This is a genomic window from Streptomyces sp. MBT65, from assembly GCF_016612545.1.
Lineage (GTDB): Bacteria > Actinomycetota > Actinomycetes > Streptomycetales > Streptomycetaceae > Streptomyces.
This window is the reverse complement of record NZ_JAENRY010000246.1, coordinates 1-21,581: the sequence shown is the minus strand read 5'-3', so window position 1 is coordinate 21,581 and position 21,581 is coordinate 1. Positions and strand designations below refer to the sequence as shown.

Genomic DNA, 21,581 nt, shown 5'->3' with positions numbered 1-21,581 from the left:
ATCTCACCCCGCTCACCAGCCCCCGCTCACCCGCTGGAAGCACCCCGCACGGAGTCGTAACGCCCCTCACCGCAACCCCCTCCCCAGACAGGAGACGCCATGAGTACCGTGGCCGCTCAACCCGTCCCCAACACGGTCGACCCCAGAACCGCCCGCAAGGTCACCCTCGCCGGCTGCGTAGGAATCTTCGCCGAGCTCTACGACAACGGCATCTTCGGCTTCATGGCCGGCTCCCTCGCCGCCGTCTTCTTCCCCGGCTCCGACAACGCCGTCCAGCTCGTCTTCCTCGGCTACGCCGTCTCCTTCTTCTTCCGCCCCCTCGGCGCCGTCATCTGCGGCCACCTCGGCGACCGCATCGGCCGCCAGCGCATGCTGGTCTTCGTCATCCTCCTGATCAGCGCCGCCACCGCGGCCATCGGCGTACTGCCGAGCTACGCCAGCATCGGCGTCGCCGCCCCCGCCCTGCTGATCCTGCTCCGCGTGGCGCAGGGCTTCTCCGTCGGCGGTGAGGCCTCCGGCGCGATGAGCTTCCTCGCCGAGCACGCCCCGGAGGGCAAGCGCGGCCTCTACACCAGCTACGCGCAGATCGCCTCGTTCCTCGCCCTGCTCACCGGCACACTCGTCGCCGCCGCGATGACCAGCGGACTCGGCAACGACCGTATGGAGTCGTGGGGTTGGCGCATCCCGTTCCTGCTCGCCGTCCCGCTCGGCATCGCCGGCATCTACATCCGCAAGCGCATCAGCGACACCCCGAACTTCACCCGCCTGAAAGAAGAGGACGGCCTCTCCAAGAACCCCCTCAAGGAGGCCTTCGCCTCCGCCGAGCACCGCCGCGCCATGCTGCTCGCCCTGTTCATCCCCCTGATGAACGGCTCCGGCTACTACGTCCTGTTCAGCTACATGCCCACCTTCATGAGCAGCGAGCTGAACTTCAGCAAGGTGCAGGGCCTCCTCGTCACCGCCTCCAGCCTGGTCGCGATCTGTGTCGCCATCCCCTACATGGGCCGCCTCTCCGACCGCGTCGGCCGCAAGAAGGTCCTCGCCGGAGCCGCCGTAGCGATGGCGATCGTCGGCATCCCCTGTTACCTGCTGATCGGCACCGGCAACGTCGGCCTCGCCGTGATCGGCGCCTGCGTCATGGCAGTCGTGTTCGCCGGCCACACAGGCGTCATCCACATCCTCCTGGTCGAACTCTTCCCGACCCGTGTGCGCTACTCCGCCTACGGCCTCGGTTACAACGTCTCCTCCGCCCTCTTCGGCGGTACGGCCCCCCTCCTGATGACGTACCTCATCGACCGCACGGGCAACGTCAACATGCCGGCCTTCTACGCCGTCATCACGGCCCTGGGCACCCTCCTCGCGGTGTCCAAGGTGAAGGACCGCGCCCACCTGCCCCTGCGCGACGCCTGAAAGCCCCACACGAACTCCCCGCACCCGCACGTCCGTCGCACCCCCCACCCCGCACAGCAAGGAGCACTTCAGCATGCCCATCTCCGACTACAGGACGGCCCTCGTCACCGGAGCGTCGACCGGCATCGGAGCCGTGGTCGTCGAACGGCTCGCCAAGCGCGGCCTGGAGGTCCACGCCGTGGCCCGCAACGCCGACCGGCTCAACACCCTTGCCGACGAGACCGGTTGCGTCCCGCACGCCGTCGACATCACCGACACCGAGGCGCTCACCGCCGTCCTCGACGGCCTGGAGATCGACGTCCTCGTCAACAACGCGGGCGTCTCCCGCACCGGCAACATCCTCACCGCCGACGAGTTCGCCGTCGACGAACAGATCGCCGTCAACATCCAGGCCGTCCTCCACCTGGTCCGCCTGCTCATGCCCGGCATGGTCGAGCGCGACCTCGGCCACATCGTCAACATCAGCTCCATCGCCGGTGTCTACAACTTCGGCGGCAACACGATCTACCACGCCACCAAGGCCGCCGTGCACACCCTCTCCCGCCAGCTCCGCGTCGACGGCTACGGCCGCCGGGTCCGCGTCAGCGAGATCTGCCCCGGCCGTGTGGAGACGGAGATCTTCGGCCGCCTGCTGGGCGACATGGAGGCAGCCCAGCGCGAGTTCTACGACGGCTACGAGTCCCTGAAGCCCGAGGACATCGCCGACGCCATCGAGTTCGCCGTCGACGCGCCCCGGCACGTCAACATCGGCCACATCGAGATCCTCCCCACCTTCCAGGTGCCCGGCGGCCTCAACTTCGAGCGCAGGGAGGGCTGATCACATGAAGACGGCAGAGCGGCTCCGCCGCATCAAGCCCTCGCCCAGCACGGCGGCGGCCCAGCGTGTCCGCGAGCTGAAGAGCCAGGGCCTCACCATCCTCGACCTCACCGTGGGCGAGCCCGACTTCGACACCCCCGACCACGTCAAGGCCGCCGCGATCCGGGCCATCGAGGCGGGCGAGACCAAGTACACGCCGGTGAACGGCACTTCGGCCCTGCGCGCTGCGATCACCGGCAAACTCCGCGAGCGCCACGGCATCGACGTCACCGACTCCCGCATCACCGTCGGCGGCGGCGCCAAGCAGGTCATCTTCCTTGCCCTGATGGCCACTTTGGACGAGGGCGACGAGGTCGTCGTACCCGCCCCGTACTGGGTCTCGTACCCGGACATGGTCCGCGCCAACGACGGCACCCCGGTCATCGTCGACTGCCCCGAGGCGGACGGCTTCAAGCTGACCCCGGAGCGCCTCACGGCGGCGATCACCGAGCGCACCCGCTGGGTCGTCCTCAACACCCCGGGAAACCCGACCGGATCCGCCTACACCACCTCCGAACTCCGCGCCCTCGCCCAGGTGTTGCTGGCCCACCCGCACGTCGGCGTCCTCACCGACGAGATCTACGACGAAATCTGGTACGGCGACCAAGACGCCCCGTCCCTCGCGGCCGTCGAACCGGCCCTTGCCGACCGGGTGTTCCTCACCAACGGCGTCTCCAAGACGTACGCGATGACGGGGTGGCGCATCGGCTACGGCGTCGGCCCGGCGGACCTGGTCACCGCGATCAACACCCTCCAGTCGCAGACCTCTTCGTGCCCCTCCTCCGTGAGCCAGGCCGCCGCTGCCGCCGCGCTCGCCGGACCGCAGGACTTCGTCCAGGACACCGTGCGCGTCTACCGCGCCCGCCGCGACGAGACCGTCAAGCTCATCAACGACGTGCCGCAACTCGGCTGCACCGTCCCCGACGGCGGCTTCTACGTCCTGGTCAACTGCCGAGGCGCCATGGGCCAGTTCACCCCGGCCGGCACCCGGATCGAGAACGACGAGGACTTCGCCCGTCACCTCCTCGACAGCCGACAGGTCGCGGTGATCCACGGAGCCGCGTACGGCGCGCCCGGCTACTTCCGTATCTCCTTCGCCACCTCGACGGACGTACTCACCGAGGCGTGCGAGCGCATAGCGACGGCGTGCGCCGAACTGACGTCAGCCGCACCCACTGTCTGAAAGGTCGTCATGATCCGCGTCAGCACGAAGTTCGACCGGCCGGACCCCGCCGTCGTCAAGCAGCTCAGCGCCTTCTCCTCGGCCACCGTCCACGAGGCACAGGGCCGCCTCGGGGCGCTGGACTCGGCGATCAAGCCGGTCGACCACACCATGTCCCTGTGCGGCCCCGCCTTCACCGTCCAGTGCGCCCCGCGCGACAACCTCATGCTCCAGACCGCCATCGCCTACGCCCGGCCGGGCGACGTCGTGGTCGTGTCCGCCGGTGCCTACGAGGAGGCGGGCTCCTTCGGTGACGTCCTCGCCAACGCCTGCCAGTCCAAGGGCCTCGCCGGCCTGGTCACCGACACCGGCGTCCGCGACACCGAGGACCTGCGCGCCCTGGGCTTCCCGGTCTTCTCCCGCAGCGTCTCCATCAAGGGCACGGTCAAGGAGACCGTCGGCCCCATGTGCGAGCCCATCACCATCGGTGGCGTACTCGTGTGCCCCGGCGACATAGTGCGCGCCGACGCCGACGGTGTGGTGATCGTCCGCCGGGAGGACGCGGCCGAGGCGGCCACCGCCTCGCAGGAAAGGGTCGACGCCGAGGCCGGGTTCATCGCCGCCTACCGCGCGGGCCGAACGGTGATCGAGATGTGCGGCCTCGCCCCGGTGCTAGCGGCGAAGGGCCTGGTCATCGAGGAGTAGGACCGGTCGACGCCAACCGCCACCGTTGAGTACCGCGCCCGAAATTTCCGTACCCCTCGCTGACAGCCGGGTTCGGGATGCCAGGATGAGGCGCCATGACGGCAGGGTGGGGTGCTCGCGCAGTACGGTCCGCGATGTTCGCGGCCGTCTGTGTGGTGCTCGCCGCCCTGGGGCACGTTCTGATGTCCGGTCGCCACGTTCCCGGATGGGCACTGGCCGTCGGACTGGCCGTGACCGGTGTCGCCGCCTGGTCCGTGGCGGGCCGTGAACGCGGCCTCCCGCTGATCGTGACCCTCGTCGTCGCCACCCAGGCCGCCCTCCACTCGGCGTTCTCCCTGGCGCAGCCCGCGACCGGGCAGCGGATGTCCATGGACATGGGGTCCGCCGACATGGGCTCCATGCACATGAGCGCCATGGACTCGATGTCCTCCACGGACTCCATGGACTCCATGGACATGGCGCACATGTCGGCGAACCCCATCGCCGGCGGCACGTCCTCGCCCGGCATGCTCACCGCCCACCTCCTCGCCGCCTTCCTGTGCGGCCTGTGGCTGGCCCACGGCGAGCGCGCCGCGTTCCGTCTCCTCCGCGCCGTGGCCACCCGCCTCGCGGCTCCGCTACGACTGCTGCTCGCGCTCCCCGCTCCGCCGCACCGGCCGCGGTTCCGGCCGCACCGCCCCCGTTCCGAGCGGGCGCCGCGGCTGCTCCTCCTCGTCCACGCGATCACCTCTCGGGGTCCACCCCTGGGGACAGCTGTCTGACGACAGCCGGCATCCCGGGGCCGCTCCTGCGTGCCTCGGGCCTCGGCCCTACCCCCGCGCCGCTCCCGGCGCCGCGGGACGGCCGGTCCCCCTTTCACGGATGACCGAGAAGGACTCCAGGTGATCACTCCTGCCCTGCCCGCGCCGCCCGATTCCATGGAGTCGAGCGACGAGTCGCTGACCAACTGGGCGCTCGCCGCCCGCCACGGCGACCCCGCCGCCGTGGACCACCTCGTGCGCGCCCTGCACCGCGACGTCCTGCGCTATGTCGCCCACCTCTGCGCCGACCCGCAGGCGGTCGACGATCTCGCACAGGACACGTTCCTGCGCGCGCTCGGCAGCCTGCACCGCTTCGAGGGCCGCTCCTCGGCCCGCACCTGGCTGCTGTCCATCGCCCGTCGCGCGGTGATCGACAGCTACCGCCATGCCGCCGTCCGCCCGCGGCTGTCCGACGTCCAGGACTGGCAGCTCGCCGTCGAACTCGCCCAGCCCCAGGGCCTGCCCGGCTTCGACGACGGTGTGGCGCTGCTCGACCTGCTGGCCCTGCTGCCGGACGAGCGCCGTGAGGCGTTCCTCCTCACCCAACTCCTGGGCCTGCCCTACGCGGAGGCGGCGGAACTCGCCGACTGCCCGGTGGGGACGGTCCGTTCACGGGTGGCCCGCGCCCGCGCGACGCTCGTGGACCAACTGGCCGACGAGGGCGCCTCGTACGCCCTGTAGCCGACGACGGCGGGTGCCGACAGCGGCGCCCGCCCCGTCAGTTGGCCGCGAGATCGGGGAACAGCGCGTTCAACGCGGCCCGTTGCTCCCGGCCCACGAACTGCACGAGCCCCCGCCTGACCGTCTCGGCCAGTGATCCCGAGGCCTCGCGCAGGAGCTGGCGGGCCTTCTCGGTGAGGGCGACCTCGATGCCGCGCTTGTCGCCGCAGACGGACTGGCGGGTGACCAGGCCCGCGTGCTGGAGACACGCGATCTGATACGTCAGCCGGGTCTTGGGCCGGCCCAGCAGCTCCGCGATCCGGGTCATCCGCAGCCCCTCCTTGGGCTGCTCGGCCAGCAGGCACAGCACCAGGAACTCGTCGTGCGAGACGTCGAGGTTCCCCTTCACCACCGAGCGCAGCTCCTGCTCCACCGAGCCCGTCGCCGCCAGCAGCAGCATCCAGGCGCGCAGCTCGGGCGGGAGCAGTCCGTCGCCGGACATGGACGGGCACTGGGGCTGGTCGGCGGGGATCTCAGCGGGGTCGGCCATGGTGTCGAGTCTACCTGTTGTCCAATTTTGGAGAAGTGGTTGTCCATATTTGGATGATGGGCTAGCGTAAGGCTCATTCAAATTTGGACTACCGGAACCAAGTGGGAGAGATCATGACCGTCGCCGTCGAGACCGGGGTGTGGCAGCTCGACCAGGCCGCCTCCACCGTGGGCATCAGCCACAAGACGATGTGGGGCCTGGTCAATGTGAAGGGCACCTTCGGCGCCTTCAGCGGTCAGGGCGAGGTCCGGGGCGACGGCTCCGCGGTCGGCACCCTGACCCTGGACGCCGCCTCCCTGGACACCAAGAACGCCAAGCGCGACAAGCACCTGCGCTCCGCCGACCTGTTCGACGTCGAGAAGTTCCCGGAGATCACCTTCGCGGTGCGCAGCGCGGAGCTGACCGGCGACACCGTCCACATCGTCGGTCAGCTGACCGTCCACGGCATCAGCCGTCCGCAGACCTTCACGGCCCGCCTCAAGGACGCGACCGGCGAGGCGCTCACGCTGGACGCCGAATTCTCCGTGGACCGCGACCAGTTCGGCCTGGGCTGGAACCAACTGGGCATGCTGCGCGGCCGGACGAACGTCACCACCACGCTCCGCTTCCTGCGCACCGCGGCCTGACGGACCGTCAGTCCGGCAGCCGCAGCCGGATGTCCGAACTGGACAGCGTCTGCGGGGTGGCGGTGAAGGCCCGCACCCGGATCCGGACCTGCTTGTGCGGCAGGGTGAACGTCCCGTCGGGCGGCCGGAGTTCGATGGTCTCCGTGCTGTGCGCGGGCAGCGTCGCCGGACCGCCCACCTGGGACCAGAACCTGCTCATGCCCTGGCCCGTGGTGAGCGTGTAGTGCGGGGTGAGCGCGGTGCCGGACGCGTTGGTCACCCGGATCGTCAGCCGGGTCACGACCGTGGGCACCGCGCGCCGGACTCCGGTGAGTTCCATGGTCATCGGCGGTGCCCCGGTCGCCGCCACGGCGGCGCCCGCCAGCGCGGGCGTGACCAGCAGGACGGCCGCCGCCACTCGGGCCTGGCGGCGGTGCGGACCGGACAGCAGCCGGGGGCGGGGCTGCCACGCGTCACGGAACTCGGCGATCGGCGCGGTGACTGCCGACGCCAGCCACAACGGCGTCATCAGCAGGTAGTAGCCGTCCTGCGAACGCGTCGCCAGATAGAACGCGCACCAGGGCAGCACCGTCGCCGCCGGCCCCAACCGCCGTACGAACAGCACGAACACGGCGAGCAGGCCCGCCGCCAGCAGCATGCTCGCGTGGGAGTACCAGTCGAGCCGGTCGCTGCCGTTCGTGAAGTACAGCGAGATGTCCACCAGGCCCTGGCCGTGCACCACCGCGCCCTGCGTCAGCGGCAGCGCGATGCCCCGCAGCCAGGTGCCCGGCTCGTGCACGATGAAGTACGTGTTGATCAGCAGCCATACGGTGACCGCGACCCCGACGATGCGTGACAGCAGCAACGCGGCCTGGCGGGCGCCGAGTTCACCGCGCCGCATGGCGTAGATCCCGGCGAGCAGGAACGGCGTGAGGAACCAGGGGAGTTGCTGCGCCGCGCAGGCCGCCCCCAGACACGCGGCCTGGGCGATCCCGGCGCGGCCGAGCCGGCCGCCCCTGCCGATCCGGGGCCAGCGGATCACCACCGGCACCAGCAACGCCATGGCGAGCACGGCGGGATAGCCCTGACGGCCGTAGGTGGGAAGAAGGCCGAGGCCGAGGCAGGCCATGGTGGCGGCCGAGCGCCACTGCGTGGGCAGCAGTCGCCACATCAGGATCGCCGCCGCGATGAGCGCGCCGGTCGCGACGGCCGTCGCGGGGGCGCCGCCGTGACCGATCCACAGGAGGGGTGCGGTGAGCAGGGTCTCCAGTGGGGGATAGCCGTACGTGTAGTCGTAGCCGCCGGTCACCGTCGGGGTGAGTGCGACGCCCTGACCGGTGTGGAAGAGCCAGGGCCAGGGCTGGCCGTAGATCGGGTGTCCGGCGACCAGTTCCTTGGCGGCCTGCGTGGTGAGGACCGCCTCGTCGCCGCCGGTGTGGAACACGGACCACGCGGACAGCGCCAGCAGGACCGCGGTCACCAGGACGGCGAGATCGATCCGGGCCAGCGAGCGGGCCCGGCGGACCACCAGGGTCAGCACCCCGCACACCAGGATCGAGGCGTAGCAGAGGCAGACGACCGCCGCCACGACGAGCCGGTGGCTGGCCGCCTGCGTCCATACCGGCCGGACGCCGATGAACAGACTGATGTCGGCGAGCAGGGTGAGGATGCGGTGCCACTGCGCGGGAGGTTCCGGGGCGGACACCGCCGACTGTGTCCGCCGGCCGGGTGTCACCTGTTGCGTTTCTGCCAAGTGCACAGCAGAGGACGCTAATCGCAGCTGGTGAGCCGGGTGGCCGAAGTCCTGATGATTCGGGTGTGAGACCGGTAAGAAGCCCCCTTCATGGCCTAAATGGGGCAAACTCGAACGGCTTTGTTCAATCGGCCGTGGCCATCAGTTCATTCAGTAAACATCGCGCACATACCGCTTCGCCGCCGCCAGTTGCTTCACATACGCACTCGCCTCGGCCTCGTCCAGCCCGCCGTGCGCGACCGCGATGTCCCGCAACGCCCGGTCCACGTCCTTCGCCATCCGCGAGGCGTCCCCGCACACATAGAAGTGGGCGCCCTCCCGCAACCAGTGCCACAACTCCGGCCCGTGCTCCCGCATCCGGTCCTGTACGTACACCTTGGCGCGCTGGTCACGGGAGAACGCCGTGTCGAGCCGCGCGAGGGTGCCCCCGTCCAGCAACTCCGTCAGCTCCTCCTCGTAGTAGAAGTCCGTCGCCCGGTGCTGCTCCCCGAAGAACAGCCAGTTCGGCGCGGGATGCCCGAGCGCGCGCCGCTCCTGAAGAAAACCGACGAACGGCGCGACCCCGGTGCCCGGCCCGACCATCACCATCGGCGTCGCCGGATCGGCGGGCGGCCGGAAGTGCGGCGAGCGCTGCACGAACACCGGCACGGGGGTCCCCGCCGCGGCATCGACATCGGCACGGATATCGGCATCGGCGAGGAACGGCGAGCAAACCCCGCCCCGCGGACGCCCGTTGAGACTCTCGTACCGCACCACCGACACCGTCAACGAGACGCTGTGCGGGTCGACCAGCGGGCTGGAGGAGATCGAGTACAGGCGCGGCTGAAGCTTCTTCAACACCCCGGCCCACTCCTCGGCCCCCGCCCGCACCGGATACTCGGCGAGCACATCCACCGCCTGCCGCCCCCAACTCCACTGCGCCAGCCCGTCCTTGTTGTCGGGCCGCAACAGCCTGCGCAACGCCCGGTCGTCCCGCGTCCGTTCGGCCACGAAGCGCAGCAGATCGGGGGTGATACGGGTGATGTCCAACTGCCGATGGAGCGCCTCACCGAAGCTGGACTCCCCAACGCCATCCAGTTCTACGACCGTTGTGGCATCGGTCCCCGTGGTGGTGAGCCATTCCTCCACCAGGGCGGGGGAGTTGACCGGCCGCACACCGAGTGCGTCACCGGTCTCGTACGTCAGGTCGGTGCCGCTGGTGTCGAAGGTGAAGCGCCGGACCTCCTTGCCCGCGCCCGGCCGGCTGAGCAGCCGGTTGCCGACGAGCCGGGCGGTGACGGGGGCGGGCCTGGATGTACGGGCAGGGGGCTTCGGGACAACCGTTTCCGTGACCGGCTCGGTGGCCGTTTCCACGACCGAATCGCTGCCCAGCGCCGTGATCACCTGGCCCAGCCAGACGTCCGCCGACGGCTCGAAGTCCGGCTCGCAGTCCGTGCGCGGGGCCAGCCGCACCCCGCCCAACTCGTCCAGCCGCGCGTCCAGTCGGCGCCCGTGCCCGCAGAAGTCGTCGTACGAGGAGTCGCCCAGGGCGAGCACCGCGAACCGCACTCCGTCCAGGCGCGGTGCCTGTTCGCCGGTGAGCGTGTCCCAGAGGCCGGAGCCGTTGTCGGGGGCGTCGCCGTCGCCGAACGTGCTGGTGATGAAGAGGAGATCGGCGTCGGCCGGGAGCGTGCCGAGGTCGGCCTGGTCCATGCCGACCAGCGAGGCCCGGTGCCCGGCCGAGCCCAGCCGTTCGGCGGTGGCCGCCGCCACCTCCTCGGCGTTGCCGGTCTGCGAGGCCCACAGGACGACGATCTGCCGCCCGGGGTGCGGCTGTTGGGGCGGGGGAGCGGGCGTCGACCGCGAGTACATCCCGGCCAGCACGCCGTTCACCCACACCGCGTGCTCGGCACCGAAGGGCGCGTCCGGCGGAAGCGTCGGCACACCCGGGGCGCCGGATTCGATCCCCGCGAGGAAGCCGGTCAGGTAGAGGCGTTCCCGCGCGGTGAGGACGGGCGGCGGAGTGGGATCGAGCCCGAAGGGATTCCCGCCCGGGACCACCGAGGCCGGCACAAGAGCCTTCTCCGGAGCCGGTGTTGGAGCCGGTGCCGGTGCCGCACTCGCCACCTTCGCCAGCGACACCGCGCACACCTTGAACTCCGGCTGGAAGGACACCGGGTCCACCGCGTCGTTCGTCACCGCGTTGACGCTCAGATACTCGCCGAAGAGGTCGTTCCAGTGGAACGGCGCGAAGCAACCCCCCGGTCGCACCCGGTCGGTCACCACGGCCGGCAGCACCGCCCGCCCCCGCCGTGACGCGACCTCCACCGAGTCGCCCTCCGCGATCCCCAACTCCCGTGCGTCCAGCGGATGCAGCTCCACGAAGGGCCCGGGGTTCAGCTTGTTGAGCTTGGCGACCTTGCCGGTCTTGGTGAGCGTGTGCCACTGGTGCTGAAGGCGTCCCGTGTTCAGCACGAACGGGTAGTCGTCGTCGGGCAGTTCGGCGGCAGGCATGTGCGGTCGGGCGTGAAAGACGGCTCGCCCACTGGCCGTCGGGAACCGCAGCTCACCCCCGCCCACATACCGGATGGGGTTGCGGTCCGGCCCGTCCACCTCGGCGGCCGGCCACTGCACCGGCGTGGACCGCAGCCGCTCGTACGTCACCCCGCGCAGATCCCAGCCGGTCACCGGGTTCCAGAACTGCCGTATCTCGTCGAAGACCTGCTCCGCGCTGTCGTAGGAGAAGCCCTTCTCGTAGCCCATCGCGCATGCCACGGCCGCGATGATCCGCCAGTCGGCCGTGGCCTCGCCGGGTGGGGCGACGACCGGGCGGGCGAGGGTGAGGGTGCGTTCGCTGTTCACGAGGACGCCCTCGGACTCGGTCCACAGGGCGCCGGGGAGGACGACGTCGGCGTAGGCGTTGGTCTCGGTGTCGGTGAAGACGTCCTGGGTGACGACGAACTCGGCTGCTTCCAGGCCCTCGATGACGGTCCGTCGGTTGGCGACGGAGGCGACCGGGTTGGTGCAGATGATCCAGCAGGCCTTGATGTCGCCGTCGGCCATCTTCTGGAACATCTCGACAGTGCCCCGGCCGACGCCGTCCGCGCGGAGGGTGTCGGGCGGCAGGCCCCACACCTCCTCGGTGAACTCCCGTTCCGCGTCGACCAGTACGGACCGCTGGCCCGGCAACCCCGGTCCCATGTAGCCCATTTCGCGGCCGCCCATCGCGTTCGGCTGGCCGGTGAGGGAGAACGGCCCGCTGCCGGGGCGGCAGATGGCACCCGTCGCGAGATGCAGATTGATGAGGGCGTTGGTGTTCCAGGTGCCGTGCGTGGACTGGTTGAGGCCCATCGTCCAGCAGCTCATCCACTCGCCCGCCTCGCCGATCAGCCGGGCCGCCGTACGGATGTCGTCCTCGGCGAGTCCGGTCAGGGCGGCGACGGCGTCCGGCGGGTAGTCGGCGAGGAAGTCGGGCAGCGCCTCCCAGCCCTCGGTGTGCGCGGCGATGAACTCCGGGTCGGTGTGCCCGTTCTCGTGCAGCAGCCGCAACAGGCCGTTGAGCAGGGCGAGATCGGTGCCCGGCGCGATCTGGAGGTACAGATCGGCCTTCGCCGCCGTGGCCGTCCGGCGCGGGTCGACGACGATCAACTTGGCGCCCGCCTTGACCCGTTCCATCATCCGCAGGAAGAGGATCGGATGGCAGTCGGCCATGTTCGAGCCGATGACCAGGAAGACGTCCGCCCGCTCGAAGTCCTCGTACGAGCCCGGCGGCCCGTCCGCGCCCAGCGACGACTTGTAACCGGCGCCCGCACTCGCCATGCACAGCCGGGAGTTGGACTCGATCTGGTTCGTCCGCACGAACCCCTTGGCCAGCTTGTTCGCCAAGTACTGAGCCTCCAGGCTCATTTGACCGGAGACATAGAAGGCGACCGCGTCCGGCCCGTGCTCGTCCACGATCCCCCGCAGCCGCCGCGCGGTCTCGGCGATCGCGTCGGCCAGGGGTGCGGGCACCGGCTCCGCGCCCCGCTCGTCCCGTACCAGCGCGCCGGTCAGCCGGCCCGGTGCGGTGAGCATCTCGGCCGTGGTGGCGCCCTTGGTGCAGAGCCGGCCCGCGTTCGCCGGGTGCGCCTTGTCGCCGGACGCCTTGAGGACCGCAGGCCTGCCGTCGGGACCCGCGCCGACGTCGAGCAGCATGCCGCAGCCCACGCCGCAGTACGAGCAGACCGTGCGGACCCGCTGCGTCTGGAGGCTCGTCGTCATGCCGTCGACCGTACGAATTGCCCGTTACGCCGATGTCACGCGGCTCGATCATGAGGGGTTACGCGCGCTGCACAACCGGCCGGGGGCCGGTGTGAGATGCGCCCGATCTTGTCGCGGAGTGTGTCGCTGTTGGGCCGAACGGGTGACAGTGCGCAACAATTGGCGGATGCAGACTGCCAGCGCGACCCAGGACGGAGCATGCCGGTGAACAGCCACGATGTCACCGACGAACAGTGGGAAGGGCTCGCCCAGGTAGTGCCGCTGCGGGGGCGCGACGCCTGGCCGTCCGCCGTGAGCCACCGTGCGATACCCGAGCCCGAGACCGAGCCGCGCCGCCGCTTCGTCGTGCTGCGCGTGAACGTGTTCGGGGACGCCCGCGAGGTCGCGGAGACCCTGATGGCGGGCATTCCGGTGCTCCTCGACCTCACGGGCGCGGAGACGGACGTCGCCAAGCGGGTGCTGGACTTCAGCACCGGCGTCGTCTTCGGCCTGTCCAGCGGGATGACCCGCGTCGACCGGAACGTGTTCCTGCTCACACCGCCCGGTACGGAAGTGCGGGGGCTGATGGAGGGGGCGGGGGTTCCGGGTGTGTGAGGTGAGCGGTGTGTGAGGTGAGCGCGCCCGTCGCTCGATCGTAGGAAGGTCCCCGGGGCGGAACGGTTCGCCTGACGGCGGAGGCCTACGGTCCGGATATGACCGTGTCAGCACAGGCGCCCCAGCCGCACCATCCCTCCGCGTCCGCCCGGTCGTCCGAGTCCGTGCCGCCGCAGGGGGGATCCCCTGAGTCCGCCTCGCCCCGGACGAACCCCGGGTACATCGAGGCGTCCCCCGACCGACCGCACCTCACGGAGCTGCGGCTGTCGGCGTTCGCCACGCACCGGGGCACCGGATTCCCGCTCGGGCCGCTCACCCTCCTCACCGGACCCAGCGGCTGCGGCAAGACCAGTGCGCTGCGGGCGTACGAGGCGCTCGCGCGGCTCGGTGCCGGGGGCGAGGTGGGGGAGGTCTTCCCGGACCCGGTCAGCTGTGTCCCGGAGCGGGCCCGGCCTGATGCCCAGCGCCGGCGCGGGTTCCGGATCGGGTGCACGGCGGACGGGCCCGAGGGTCCGGTACGGCTCGACGTCGCGGTGCAGGCCGAGCCCGAACTGCGCATCGTGGGCGAGCGGTTGACGTCCGGCGGCCTGGTCCTCCTGGAGACCGCGCTGCGCGACCCGGCACGACGTTCGGTGCAGGCCGCCTGGCACACGGCGGGCTCGTCACCGGTCACCCGCGCACCGCTGCCGGACGACCGGCTCGGTACCGCGCTGCTGCCGTTGCGTGTCGCGGGCAAGACGGACGGACAGCGACAGGTCCTCGCCGCCGCCGAGCAGATGGTGGTCGCCCTGCGCTCCGTCTTCGCCTGTGATCCGGCACCCGAGCGGATGCGCGCGGCGGTGCCGATCGGCGACGGACGGCTGCTGCGGGACTGCGGCAACCTCGCCGACGTGCTGTGGCGCACCCGCGCCGAGTGCGGGCGCCGGCACGGGCAGCTCGTCACGGCGGTGCGCACCGGGTGCGCCGGACCCGTGCTCGACCTCCTCGCTGAACCGTCGAGCGACGGCACGCTCCGCGCGGTGCTCGACCGGGGCGACGGACTGCGCACCGGCTTCGAACGGCTCGGCGACGGTGAACTCCGCTACGCGGCACTGGCGTTGGTGCTGCTCACCGGCCCCGGTGTCCTGGAGGTCGACCCGCCCGGCGAGGTCCCGGCCGCGATGCAGACCCTGACCGTCCTCGCCGACGGCCTCGACCGGGCCGTGGACGTACGGCAACGGGCCGAACTGCTGCGGCTCGCCGCGCGGATGTGCGAGCGGGGCCACATCCGGCTGGTCGGCGCGGTGAGCGACGCGTCCTGGGCCACCCGGATCGACGGGGTCACAGTGGTACACCTGGACCCGTGACAGAACATCTCGACGTGGCGAAACTGCAGCGCAGACTGGCCGAGTTCGCGGCCGCGCGGAACTGGCAGCAGTACCACACGCCCAAGAACCTCGTCGCCGCGCTCAGCGTGGAGGCCTCCGAACTCGTCGAGATCTTCCAGTGGTTGACCCCCGAGGAGTCGGTCCGGGTCATGGACGACGCGGACACCGCGCACCGGGTGCGGGACGAAGTCGCCGACGTCCTCGCGTACTTGCTGCAACTGTGCGAGGTCCTCGGCGTCGACCCGCTCGCGGCTCTGGACGCGAAGATCGACCGCAACGAGCGCAGGTTTCCGCGGTCGTAAGGGACAACTTGGGGGAGCGAGCGCGTCCATTTTCACTCTCCGGAGTCATTCATCTGTCCGCAACCGATTTGTTGTCCACAGATTTCCGCCTTCCTCTGGCTTTTCGTCTCAAGGACTCTCACTCTGGGTAGTGGACAAGGGAGTTCGGGCGGACGTGCGAACAGCGCGTCGGGATATGACGGGGGCAGGGCATGGACGCGATGCGGCTCATCATGACGAGCAGGCGCGCCCTGGCCGCGAGCGGCGGCGTGCCGGAGACCATGACGGAGGTGTGGCAGGCGCAGGCCCTCGCCCAGGCGATCGGCAGCCGCCTCGCCGTCTTCGGCCCGCCCGAACTGCGGGGCGAGGCACTGGGGTTGACCGAACTGGCGGGCCGGGGCTGCGGAGTGCTGGACACCCCGGTCCTCGCGCTGGAGGACTTACGCGCGGCCCAGCTGACGGAGCTGGGCGACGCCCGCCTCGCCCTCCTCTGCCTGGGCGGCCTGCTCGGCGAGGTGGGGATCGCCCTTGTCGGCATCGCCTGCGCGGCGGACGACGAGGGCACGTACTGGCAGTGCATGGAAGCGATCGACGCGGCGGACGAGTCCCGGGACCGGGTCCTGGAGATGCTCCGAAGACTGGCGGACCGGGAGCAGTCGATACCGGAGAAGGAAGCGGGGTAGTGCGACTGGCCGGGCGCTGCGGGGAATCGGGGTGACTCGGCGTTGCGTGAGGGCAGCCGGTCCGCCCGTCGGTGTGGGTGAACCGGGCCGCCGCCGTGTGCAGCTCAGCTGATCGTGCCGCCCTCCTCGGCGGGTGCCGACCCCGTCGTTCCGGCCGACTGCAGGTCCGCGTCCAGAGCGGACAGATCCGCGTTCAAGGACGCCATCAGCTCCTCCATCTGCTGCAACAACCCCTTCGGTTGCGCAGGCCCGCCCTGTTGCGGCACGGCTTCTTCGGACATGACGGCCTCCTCGGCCCGTGGCCTCCCCACCTGGGAGGAGGCCGATGCGGGTGACGCCCCGACGTCGCCTCGCCGGTGCGGGAATCCGGGCGGTCCGGCTCCGCCCGAGCCAACGATCATCAACGGGGCCGGTCACTGGCGCGGGCGCCCCCCGTGCGCACGGTTGACGCATTTTCACCCGACCGGGGACGAGTGGGGCCGGAGGGACCGGTGGGGTTGACCGGCACCCCGGCGTGCAGGATGGAGGCATGGATCTGCGTATCTTCACCGAGCCCCAACAGGGGGCCACCTACGACACCCTGCTCGCCGTGGCCAAGGCCACCGAAGACCTGGGCTTCGACGCCTTCTTCCGCTCCGACCACTATCTGAGCATGGGCTCCGGTGACGGTCTGCCCGGCCCCACCGACGCCTGGATCACCCTGGCCGGCCTCGCCCGCGAGACCAGGCGCATCCGCCTGGGCACCCTCATGACGGCCGCCACCTTCCGCCTCCCCGGCGTCCTCGCCATCCAGGTCGCCCAGGTCGACCAGATGTCCGGCGGCCGGGTCGAACTCGGCCTGGGCGCGGGCTGGTTCGAGCAGGAGCACCAGGCGTACGGCATCCCGTTCCCCAAGGAGAAGTTCGCCCGCCTGGAGGAGCAGCTGGCCATCGTCACCGGGCTGTGGGAGACCAAGCCCGGCGCCACCTTCGACTTCCACGGCACGCACTACGACCTGACCGACTCGCCCGCGCTGCCCAAGCCCGCGCAGGCGAAGATCCCCGTACTGATCGGCGGCCACGGCGCGAGCCGTACTCCGAGGCTGACCGCGCGGTACGCCGACGAGTTCAACATGCCGTTCGCCTCGATCGAGGACAGTGAGCGGCAGTTCGGCCGGGTCCGCGCCGCCGTCGAGGCGGCCGGCCGCAAGGCCGACGACCTCACGTACTCCAACGCCCTGGTGGTCTGCGTCGGCAAGGACGACCAGGAGGTCGCCCGCCGCGCCGCCGTGATCGGCCGCGAGGTCGACGAACTCAAGGAGAACGGCCTCGCGGGCACCCCGTCCGAGGTCGTCGACAAGATCGGCCGCTACGCCGAGATCGGCGCCGAGCGCTTCTACCTCCAGGTCCTCGACCTCGCCGACCTGGACCACCTGGAGCTGATCTCGGCCCAGGTGCAGGCCCAGTTGTCGTAGCCGTCGTGCCGCTGTGCGGGCGAGGGTGTCGGCCCTCGCCCGCACAGCGCTCCCGGGGAACGAACGGGCCTAACTCCGCGCCCCCGCCGCCGCGTTGGCCGCCGCCGGCACCCCCGCGTCCGCCGGCGCCCGCCGCCCCGGCAGGAACGCGGCCAGCAGCAGGGCCGCCAGGGACGCCGCCGAACCGATGCCCATGATCACGCGGAAGCCGTTGTGGGAGGGGACGGTGAGGGAGCCGAAGGACGTCGTCATATGTGCCAGTACGACACCGGCGACGGCGCTGGAGGCGGACGTACCGATGGACCGCATCAGGCTGTTGAGGCTGTTCGCGGCGGCCGTCTCGGTCAACGGCACCGCCCCCATGATGAGCGCGGGCATCGCGCCGTAGGCGAAACCGACCCCGGCGGAGATCACACAGCACACCACCACGACCTGCCAGACCGCGGCCATCATGACGACTCCCAGCCCATAACCGGCGGCCACGATGAGCGCGCCCAGCATCAGCGTGACCTTCGGTCCGGCCGCCGCCGAGATCCGGGCGGAGAGCGGCGCCGTCGCCATCATCACCAGGCCGGAGGGGCCGAGCGCGAGGCCCGCCGCGAGCACGGTCTGACCGAGGCCGTAGCCGGTGGACGTGGGCAGTTGGAGCAGTTGGGGCACGGCCAGCGACATCGCGAACATGGCGAAGCCGAACATCACGGACGCGAGGTTGGTGAGCAGCACCTGGCGCCGCACGGTGGTGCGCAGATCGACCAGCGGCCGAACGGTACGCAGCTCCCACCAGCCCCACACCAGCAGCACTGCAACTGCCATGGCGAACAGGCCCGTTGTCGTGCCGCTGCCCCAACCCCAGTCCGCGCCCTTGGAGATGGCCAGCAGCAGGCACACCAGACCGATCGACATCCCGACGCCGCCCACCACGTCGAACCGGCCGCCGCTGCGCACCGCCGACTCCGGCACGAGCGTCACGACGAGCGCGGTGACGACGGCGCCGAGCACCGCCGCCGTCCAGAACAGCACGTGCCAGTCCGCCTTCTCGGCGATGAACGCGGCCGTCGGCAGTCCGAGCGCACCGCCCACCCCGAGCGAGGCGCTCATCAGCGCGGTCGCCGATCCCAGCCGCTCGGGCGGCAGTTCGTCCCGCATGATGCTGATGCCGAGCGGGATGACGGCCATCGAGACACCCTGGAAGGTCCGCCCGACGATCATCGGCACGAGCGTGTCGCTGAGCGCGCCGATCACCGACCCGACGATCAGCAGCACCAGGCTGACCAGCAGCATCCGCCGCTTGCCGTACATGTCCCCGAGCCGCCCCACGACCGGGTTGGCGACGGCACCGGCGAGCAGGGTCGCGGTGATCGCCCACGTGGCGTCGGACGGCGAGGAGTTCAGCAGCTTCGGCAGTTCGGGCACGATCGGGATGATCAACGTCTGCATCAGCGAGACGGTGATCCCGCCGAGCGCCAGGACCCAGACGACGGCACCGGAGCGGGACGGCCCGGACCCCTCGACGGGTGGGGAGGGGATGGCGGACGCGGACATGGCGAAGCCTCCGGCGATACGGGCGACAGGGCGACAGCGGGCCGAACGGAACGAGTCTGGCATGTTTTTCGTATGGCATACGCAAAATGAGTGGAGGCGGGGTGGGGAAGTGCCGGAGCGGTAGCCTTCCCCCTGTCCGGGCACGGCTGTCACGGACCCGGAGGTGCGGCGGATGACACAGGTGGTGACGCGGGTGGCGACGGTTTCCGGCCGCCGGGGCAGGGGGCGTCCGCCCCGGTTGTCGCGGGAGCGGATCGTCGAGGGCGCGGTCGAGGTGCTGCTCGCCGAACCGAACGTCTCCCTCACCATCAAGCGCGTGGCCGACGTCGTCGGCGCCGCCCCCATGGCCCTCTACCGCTACTTCCCGGACCGCGACGCCCTCCTCCAGGCGACCGCCGACCACGTCCTGGAGGCCATGCGGCGCGACCCCATCCCCGACGGCCCCTGGCCCGACCGGCTGCGCGCCTGGATGCGCGCCGGACAGGCCAACCTCCGCCCCTACCCCCAGCTCCTGCCGTACATGACGACCACCCGGCACCCCGCCTGGATCCCCGGCCTGACCCGGCTGCGCGAGATCCTCACCCCCGCCGGCCTCTCCGCCGAGGACCTCGCCCTCGCCGTCACGCTCATCTCGTCCACGATGCTCGGCCACGCCGTCTACGAGGGCTACCGCAGACCGGACGAGGAGATGACGGCCCTGCTCGACGACACCCCCGCCGACGGCCCCACGGCGGACGCACTGCGGCCCCTCCTCGCCGGCCTGCCCGCCGCGCACGCCCGCCTCCACGACACGATCCTCGACCAGACGGTCACGACGGTGGAGCGGCTGGCGGCCGGGTCGACGTGACAGGCGAGGGGGTGATTCACCTGCCCCGCGCGGTGGTTGACCGGGGCGGGGCGTACCGTACGGTGCGGATGCACGGCGGGTTGGGGGAGTGCGGGTGAGTGAGCGATCCAGTGGTCGGGGCGCCGTCGCGGATGCCGTGACGCCGGTCGGCGCGATGGTCGTGGTCGAGGACCTGCGCCGTACCTACGGCAGCGGGGACACCGCCGTCCATGCCCTGCGCGGGGTCTCCTTCAGCGTGCCGCGCGGTGAACTCGTCGCGCTCCGGGGGCGATCCGGTTCCGGCAAGACCACGGTGCTCAACCTGGTCGGCGGCCTCGACACCCCGGACGGCGGCCGGATCACCCTCGACGGCACCGACCTCGCCGGTCTCGGCGACGACGAACTGCTCGCGCTGCGCCGCGACCGGATCGGCTTCGTCTTCCAGTCCTTCGGCCTCATCCCGATCCTGACCGCCGCCGAGAACGTCGGGGTGCCGTTGCGTCTGCGGAAGGTCCCGGCCCGCGAACGCGAGGCCCGCGTCGGCCTGTTGCTCTCCCTGGTCGGCCTCGCCGACCACGCCGACCAGCGGCCGGGCGAGCTGTCCGGCGGCCAGCAGCAGCGGGTCGCCATCGCCCGCGCGCTCGCCAACAACCCGGCCCTGATCATCGCCGACGAACCCACCGGCCAGCTCGACGCCGACACCGGACTCACCGTGATGGACCTGCTGCGCGCCGTCGTCCGCAGCGAGTCCGTCACCGCGCTGGTCGCCACGCATGACACCCAACTCCTGGCGCTGGCGGACCGGGTGCTCGAACTCCGCGACGGGCGGATCGTCGGGGACGACTGACGGCACCGGCGGGGCGGCTACGGCTACCCTGGCCGCTGTTCGACATCGTTATCCCCAGACCTCTCATCTCCTCAGACCTCACCTCCTCGGGGGACCGTGTGGCAGTTCACCAACAGCCCACCGGGGCACCGGACCTGGCCGAGCTGCGGCGCCGGGCCGCCGAGGCCGCGGTGCCGCGGCGCGAGGAGGGGCTGGTCGTCTGCGAGAACCTGGTGCGGATCTACCAGACCGAGGGCGTCGAGGTGCAGGCCCTCCAGGGCCTCGATCTGGCCGTGGCCCAGGGCGAGATGATCGCGGTGATCGGCGCCTCCGGCTCCGGCAAGTCCACCCTGCTGGGCATCCTCTCCGGCCAGGACGTGCCCACCGCGGGCGCCGCCGAGGTCGCCGGACACGACCTGCTGGCGATGAAGCGCCGTGAGCGGCTGAACTACCGCCGGAGCACGGTGGGGTTCGTCTGGCAGCAGACCTCCCGCAATCTGCTGCCGTATCTCTCGGCGGCCGAGAACGTGATGCTGCCGATGACGTACACCGGGATCAAGCGTGCCCAACGGCGGGCCAGGGCCGAGGAGTTGCTCGACCTGCTGTCCGTCGGGCACTGCCGGGACCGCACCCCCGACACGCTCTCCGGCGGTGAGCAGCAGCGGGTCGCGGTCGCCGTGGCCAACGCCAACGAGCCCCGGGTGCTGTTCGCCGACGAACCCACCGGCGAACTCGACACGGCCACCAGCGACGAGGTCTTCGCGGCGCTGCGCCGGGCCAACGAGGAACTGGGCGTCACCGTGATCGTCGTCACCCACGACGCGTTGGTGTCCGAGCAGGTCCAGCGCACCGTACGGATCCGCAACGGCCGTACCTCGACCGAGGTGTTGCGCCGGGTCGCCACCGACGAGGACGGTGTCGAGGTGCTCACCGCCGAGGAGTACGCGGTACTCGACGCGAGCGGCCGCCTCCAACTGCCCAGCGAGTTCACCGAGCGGCTGCACCTGCGCAAGCGGGTCCGGCTGGCTCTGGAGACCGACCACATCGGCGTATGGCCCGACGAGGTTGCGCGACGGGCGAAGTCCGAGGCGGACGGCATCGAGTAATTGGTCGGTTACCGAGAGGAGTTCAGGTCAGCCGCAGGACGGCCCCCAGGCGGCGCCTGCGGGCGAGGACCGTCTCGGTCGCCGCGGCGGCCAGGATCAGCGCGGTCACGCCGGCGACGAGGGCGAGGGTCAGCGAGTAGTCGGTGTGCAGGGCGGGTTGGGC

General features: G+C 71.0%; 20 protein-coding genes. 15 read left to right on the top strand and 5 right to left on the bottom strand.

Features of this window, described 5'->3' with window-relative positions:
* Positions 1-99 precede the first annotated feature (99 nt).
* The 6 genes from JHN63_RS38290 (at position 100) to JHN63_RS38265 (ending at position 5,614) form a co-directional block, all read left to right on the top strand.
* Positions 100-1,410, top strand: a complete 1,311-nt coding sequence (locus tag JHN63_RS38290; protein WP_200689720.1) for an MFS transporter — start codon at positions 100-102, stop codon at positions 1,408-1,410.
* A gap of 73 nt (positions 1,411-1,483) precedes the next feature.
* Positions 1,484-2,227, top strand: a complete 744-nt coding sequence (locus JHN63_RS38285; protein ID WP_200689719.1) for an SDR family oxidoreductase — start codon at positions 1,484-1,486, stop codon at positions 2,225-2,227.
* A 4-nt stretch (positions 2,228-2,231) separates the two neighbouring features.
* Positions 2,232-3,449 (top strand): aspartate transaminase, encoded by a 1,218-nt coding sequence (locus JHN63_RS38280; RefSeq protein ID WP_200689718.1) that lies wholly within the window; start codon positions 2,232-2,234, stop codon positions 3,447-3,449.
* 9 nt (positions 3,450-3,458) lie between these two features.
* Positions 3,459-4,133 carry a 4-carboxy-4-hydroxy-2-oxoadipate aldolase/oxaloacetate decarboxylase gene (locus JHN63_RS38275; protein ID WP_200689717.1) on the top strand — a complete coding sequence of 225 codons (675 nt, stop codon included), beginning with the start codon at positions 3,459-3,461 and terminating at the stop codon, positions 4,131-4,133.
* A gap of 95 nt (positions 4,134-4,228) precedes the next feature.
* Positions 4,229-4,894, top strand: coding sequence for a hypothetical protein (locus JHN63_RS38270; RefSeq protein WP_200689716.1), 666 nt, complete (start codon positions 4,229-4,231; stop codon positions 4,892-4,894).
* 120 nt (positions 4,895-5,014) lie between these two features.
* Entirely contained in the window at positions 5,015-5,614 is a 600-nt protein-coding gene (locus JHN63_RS38265; RefSeq protein ID WP_307782077.1) for a sigma-70 family RNA polymerase sigma factor, read from the top strand.
* 37 nt (positions 5,615-5,651) lie between these two features.
* On the opposite strand, the gene JHN63_RS38260 is transcribed toward JHN63_RS38265, so the two are convergent.
* The gene (locus JHN63_RS38260; RefSeq protein ID WP_200689715.1) at positions 5,652-6,143 is read right to left on the bottom strand and encodes a MarR family winged helix-turn-helix transcriptional regulator; all 492 of its coding nucleotides are present in this window, start codon (positions 6,141-6,143) and stop codon (positions 5,652-5,654) included.
* A gap of 113 nt (positions 6,144-6,256) precedes the next feature.
* Here JHN63_RS38260 and JHN63_RS38255 point away from each other — a divergent pair, with 113 nt between their 5' ends.
* Entirely contained in the window at positions 6,257-6,769 is a 513-nt protein-coding gene (locus tag JHN63_RS38255; RefSeq protein ID WP_200689714.1) for a YceI family protein, read from the top strand.
* A 7-nt stretch (positions 6,770-6,776) separates the two neighbouring features.
* Here the strand turns inward: JHN63_RS38255 and JHN63_RS38250 are convergent, their stop codons facing one another.
* Positions 6,777-8,453, bottom strand: coding sequence for a hypothetical protein (locus tag JHN63_RS38250; RefSeq protein WP_200689713.1), 1,677 nt, complete (start codon positions 8,451-8,453; stop codon positions 6,777-6,779).
* Positions 8,454-8,651: 198 nt separating this feature from the next.
* Positions 8,652-12,740: a bifunctional nitrate reductase/sulfite reductase flavoprotein subunit alpha gene (locus JHN63_RS38245; RefSeq protein ID WP_200689712.1), complete on the bottom strand. Its 4,089-nt coding sequence runs from the start codon at positions 12,738-12,740 to the stop codon at positions 8,652-8,654.
* A gap of 198 nt (positions 12,741-12,938) precedes the next feature.
* Between JHN63_RS38245 and JHN63_RS38240 the strand changes: the two genes are divergently transcribed.
* From JHN63_RS38240 to JHN63_RS38225, 4 genes are all read left to right on the top strand, one after another.
* Complete coding sequence (locus JHN63_RS38240) at positions 12,939-13,334, top strand: cell division protein SepF (protein WP_200689711.1); 396 nt, start codon at positions 12,939-12,941, stop codon at positions 13,332-13,334.
* Positions 13,335-13,432: 98 nt separating this feature from the next.
* Positions 13,433-14,680, top strand: coding sequence for an AAA family ATPase (locus JHN63_RS38235; RefSeq protein WP_200689710.1), 1,248 nt, complete (start codon positions 13,433-13,435; stop codon positions 14,678-14,680).
* Positions 14,677-15,003 (top strand): nucleotide pyrophosphohydrolase, encoded by a 327-nt coding sequence (locus JHN63_RS38230; protein ID WP_200689709.1) that lies wholly within the window; start codon positions 14,677-14,679, stop codon positions 15,001-15,003. The genes JHN63_RS38235 and JHN63_RS38230 overlap by 4 nt, the downstream gene beginning before the upstream one ends.
* Positions 15,004-15,194: 191 nt before the next feature.
* Positions 15,195-15,665, top strand: coding sequence for a DUF6099 family protein (locus JHN63_RS38225; RefSeq protein ID WP_200689708.1), 471 nt, complete (start codon positions 15,195-15,197; stop codon positions 15,663-15,665).
* Between the two features lie 104 nt (positions 15,666-15,769).
* Here JHN63_RS38225 and JHN63_RS38220 read toward each other — a convergent pair whose 3' ends face one another.
* Complete coding sequence (locus JHN63_RS38220; RefSeq protein WP_200689707.1) at positions 15,770-15,946, bottom strand: hypothetical protein; 177 nt, start codon at positions 15,944-15,946, stop codon at positions 15,770-15,772.
* 248 nt (positions 15,947-16,194) lie between these two features.
* Here JHN63_RS38220 and JHN63_RS38215 point away from each other — a divergent pair, with 248 nt between their 5' ends.
* Positions 16,195-17,118 carry an LLM class F420-dependent oxidoreductase gene (locus JHN63_RS38215; RefSeq protein WP_200689706.1) on the top strand — a complete coding sequence of 308 codons (924 nt, stop codon included), beginning with the start codon at positions 16,195-16,197 and terminating at the stop codon, positions 17,116-17,118.
* A gap of 69 nt (positions 17,119-17,187) precedes the next feature.
* Here the strand turns inward: JHN63_RS38215 and JHN63_RS38210 are convergent, their stop codons facing one another.
* Entirely contained in the window at positions 17,188-18,660 is a 1,473-nt protein-coding gene (locus tag JHN63_RS38210; protein ID WP_200689705.1) for an MFS transporter, read from the bottom strand.
* 172 nt (positions 18,661-18,832) lie between these two features.
* On the opposite strand from JHN63_RS38210, the gene JHN63_RS38205 reads away from it, so the two are divergent.
* From JHN63_RS38205 to JHN63_RS38195, 3 genes are all read left to right on the top strand, one after another.
* Positions 18,833-19,507, top strand: coding sequence for a TetR/AcrR family transcriptional regulator (locus JHN63_RS38205; RefSeq protein ID WP_234478321.1), 675 nt, complete (start codon positions 18,833-18,835; stop codon positions 19,505-19,507).
* A 154-nt stretch (positions 19,508-19,661) separates the two neighbouring features.
* Positions 19,662-20,333, top strand: coding sequence for an ABC transporter ATP-binding protein (locus JHN63_RS38200; RefSeq protein WP_234478323.1), 672 nt, complete (start codon positions 19,662-19,664; stop codon positions 20,331-20,333).
* A 98-nt stretch (positions 20,334-20,431) separates the two neighbouring features.
* Positions 20,432-21,418: an ABC transporter ATP-binding protein gene (locus JHN63_RS38195; RefSeq protein WP_374222980.1), complete on the top strand. Its 987-nt coding sequence runs from the start codon at positions 20,432-20,434 to the stop codon at positions 21,416-21,418.
* Positions 21,419-21,581: the final 163 nt, after the last annotated feature.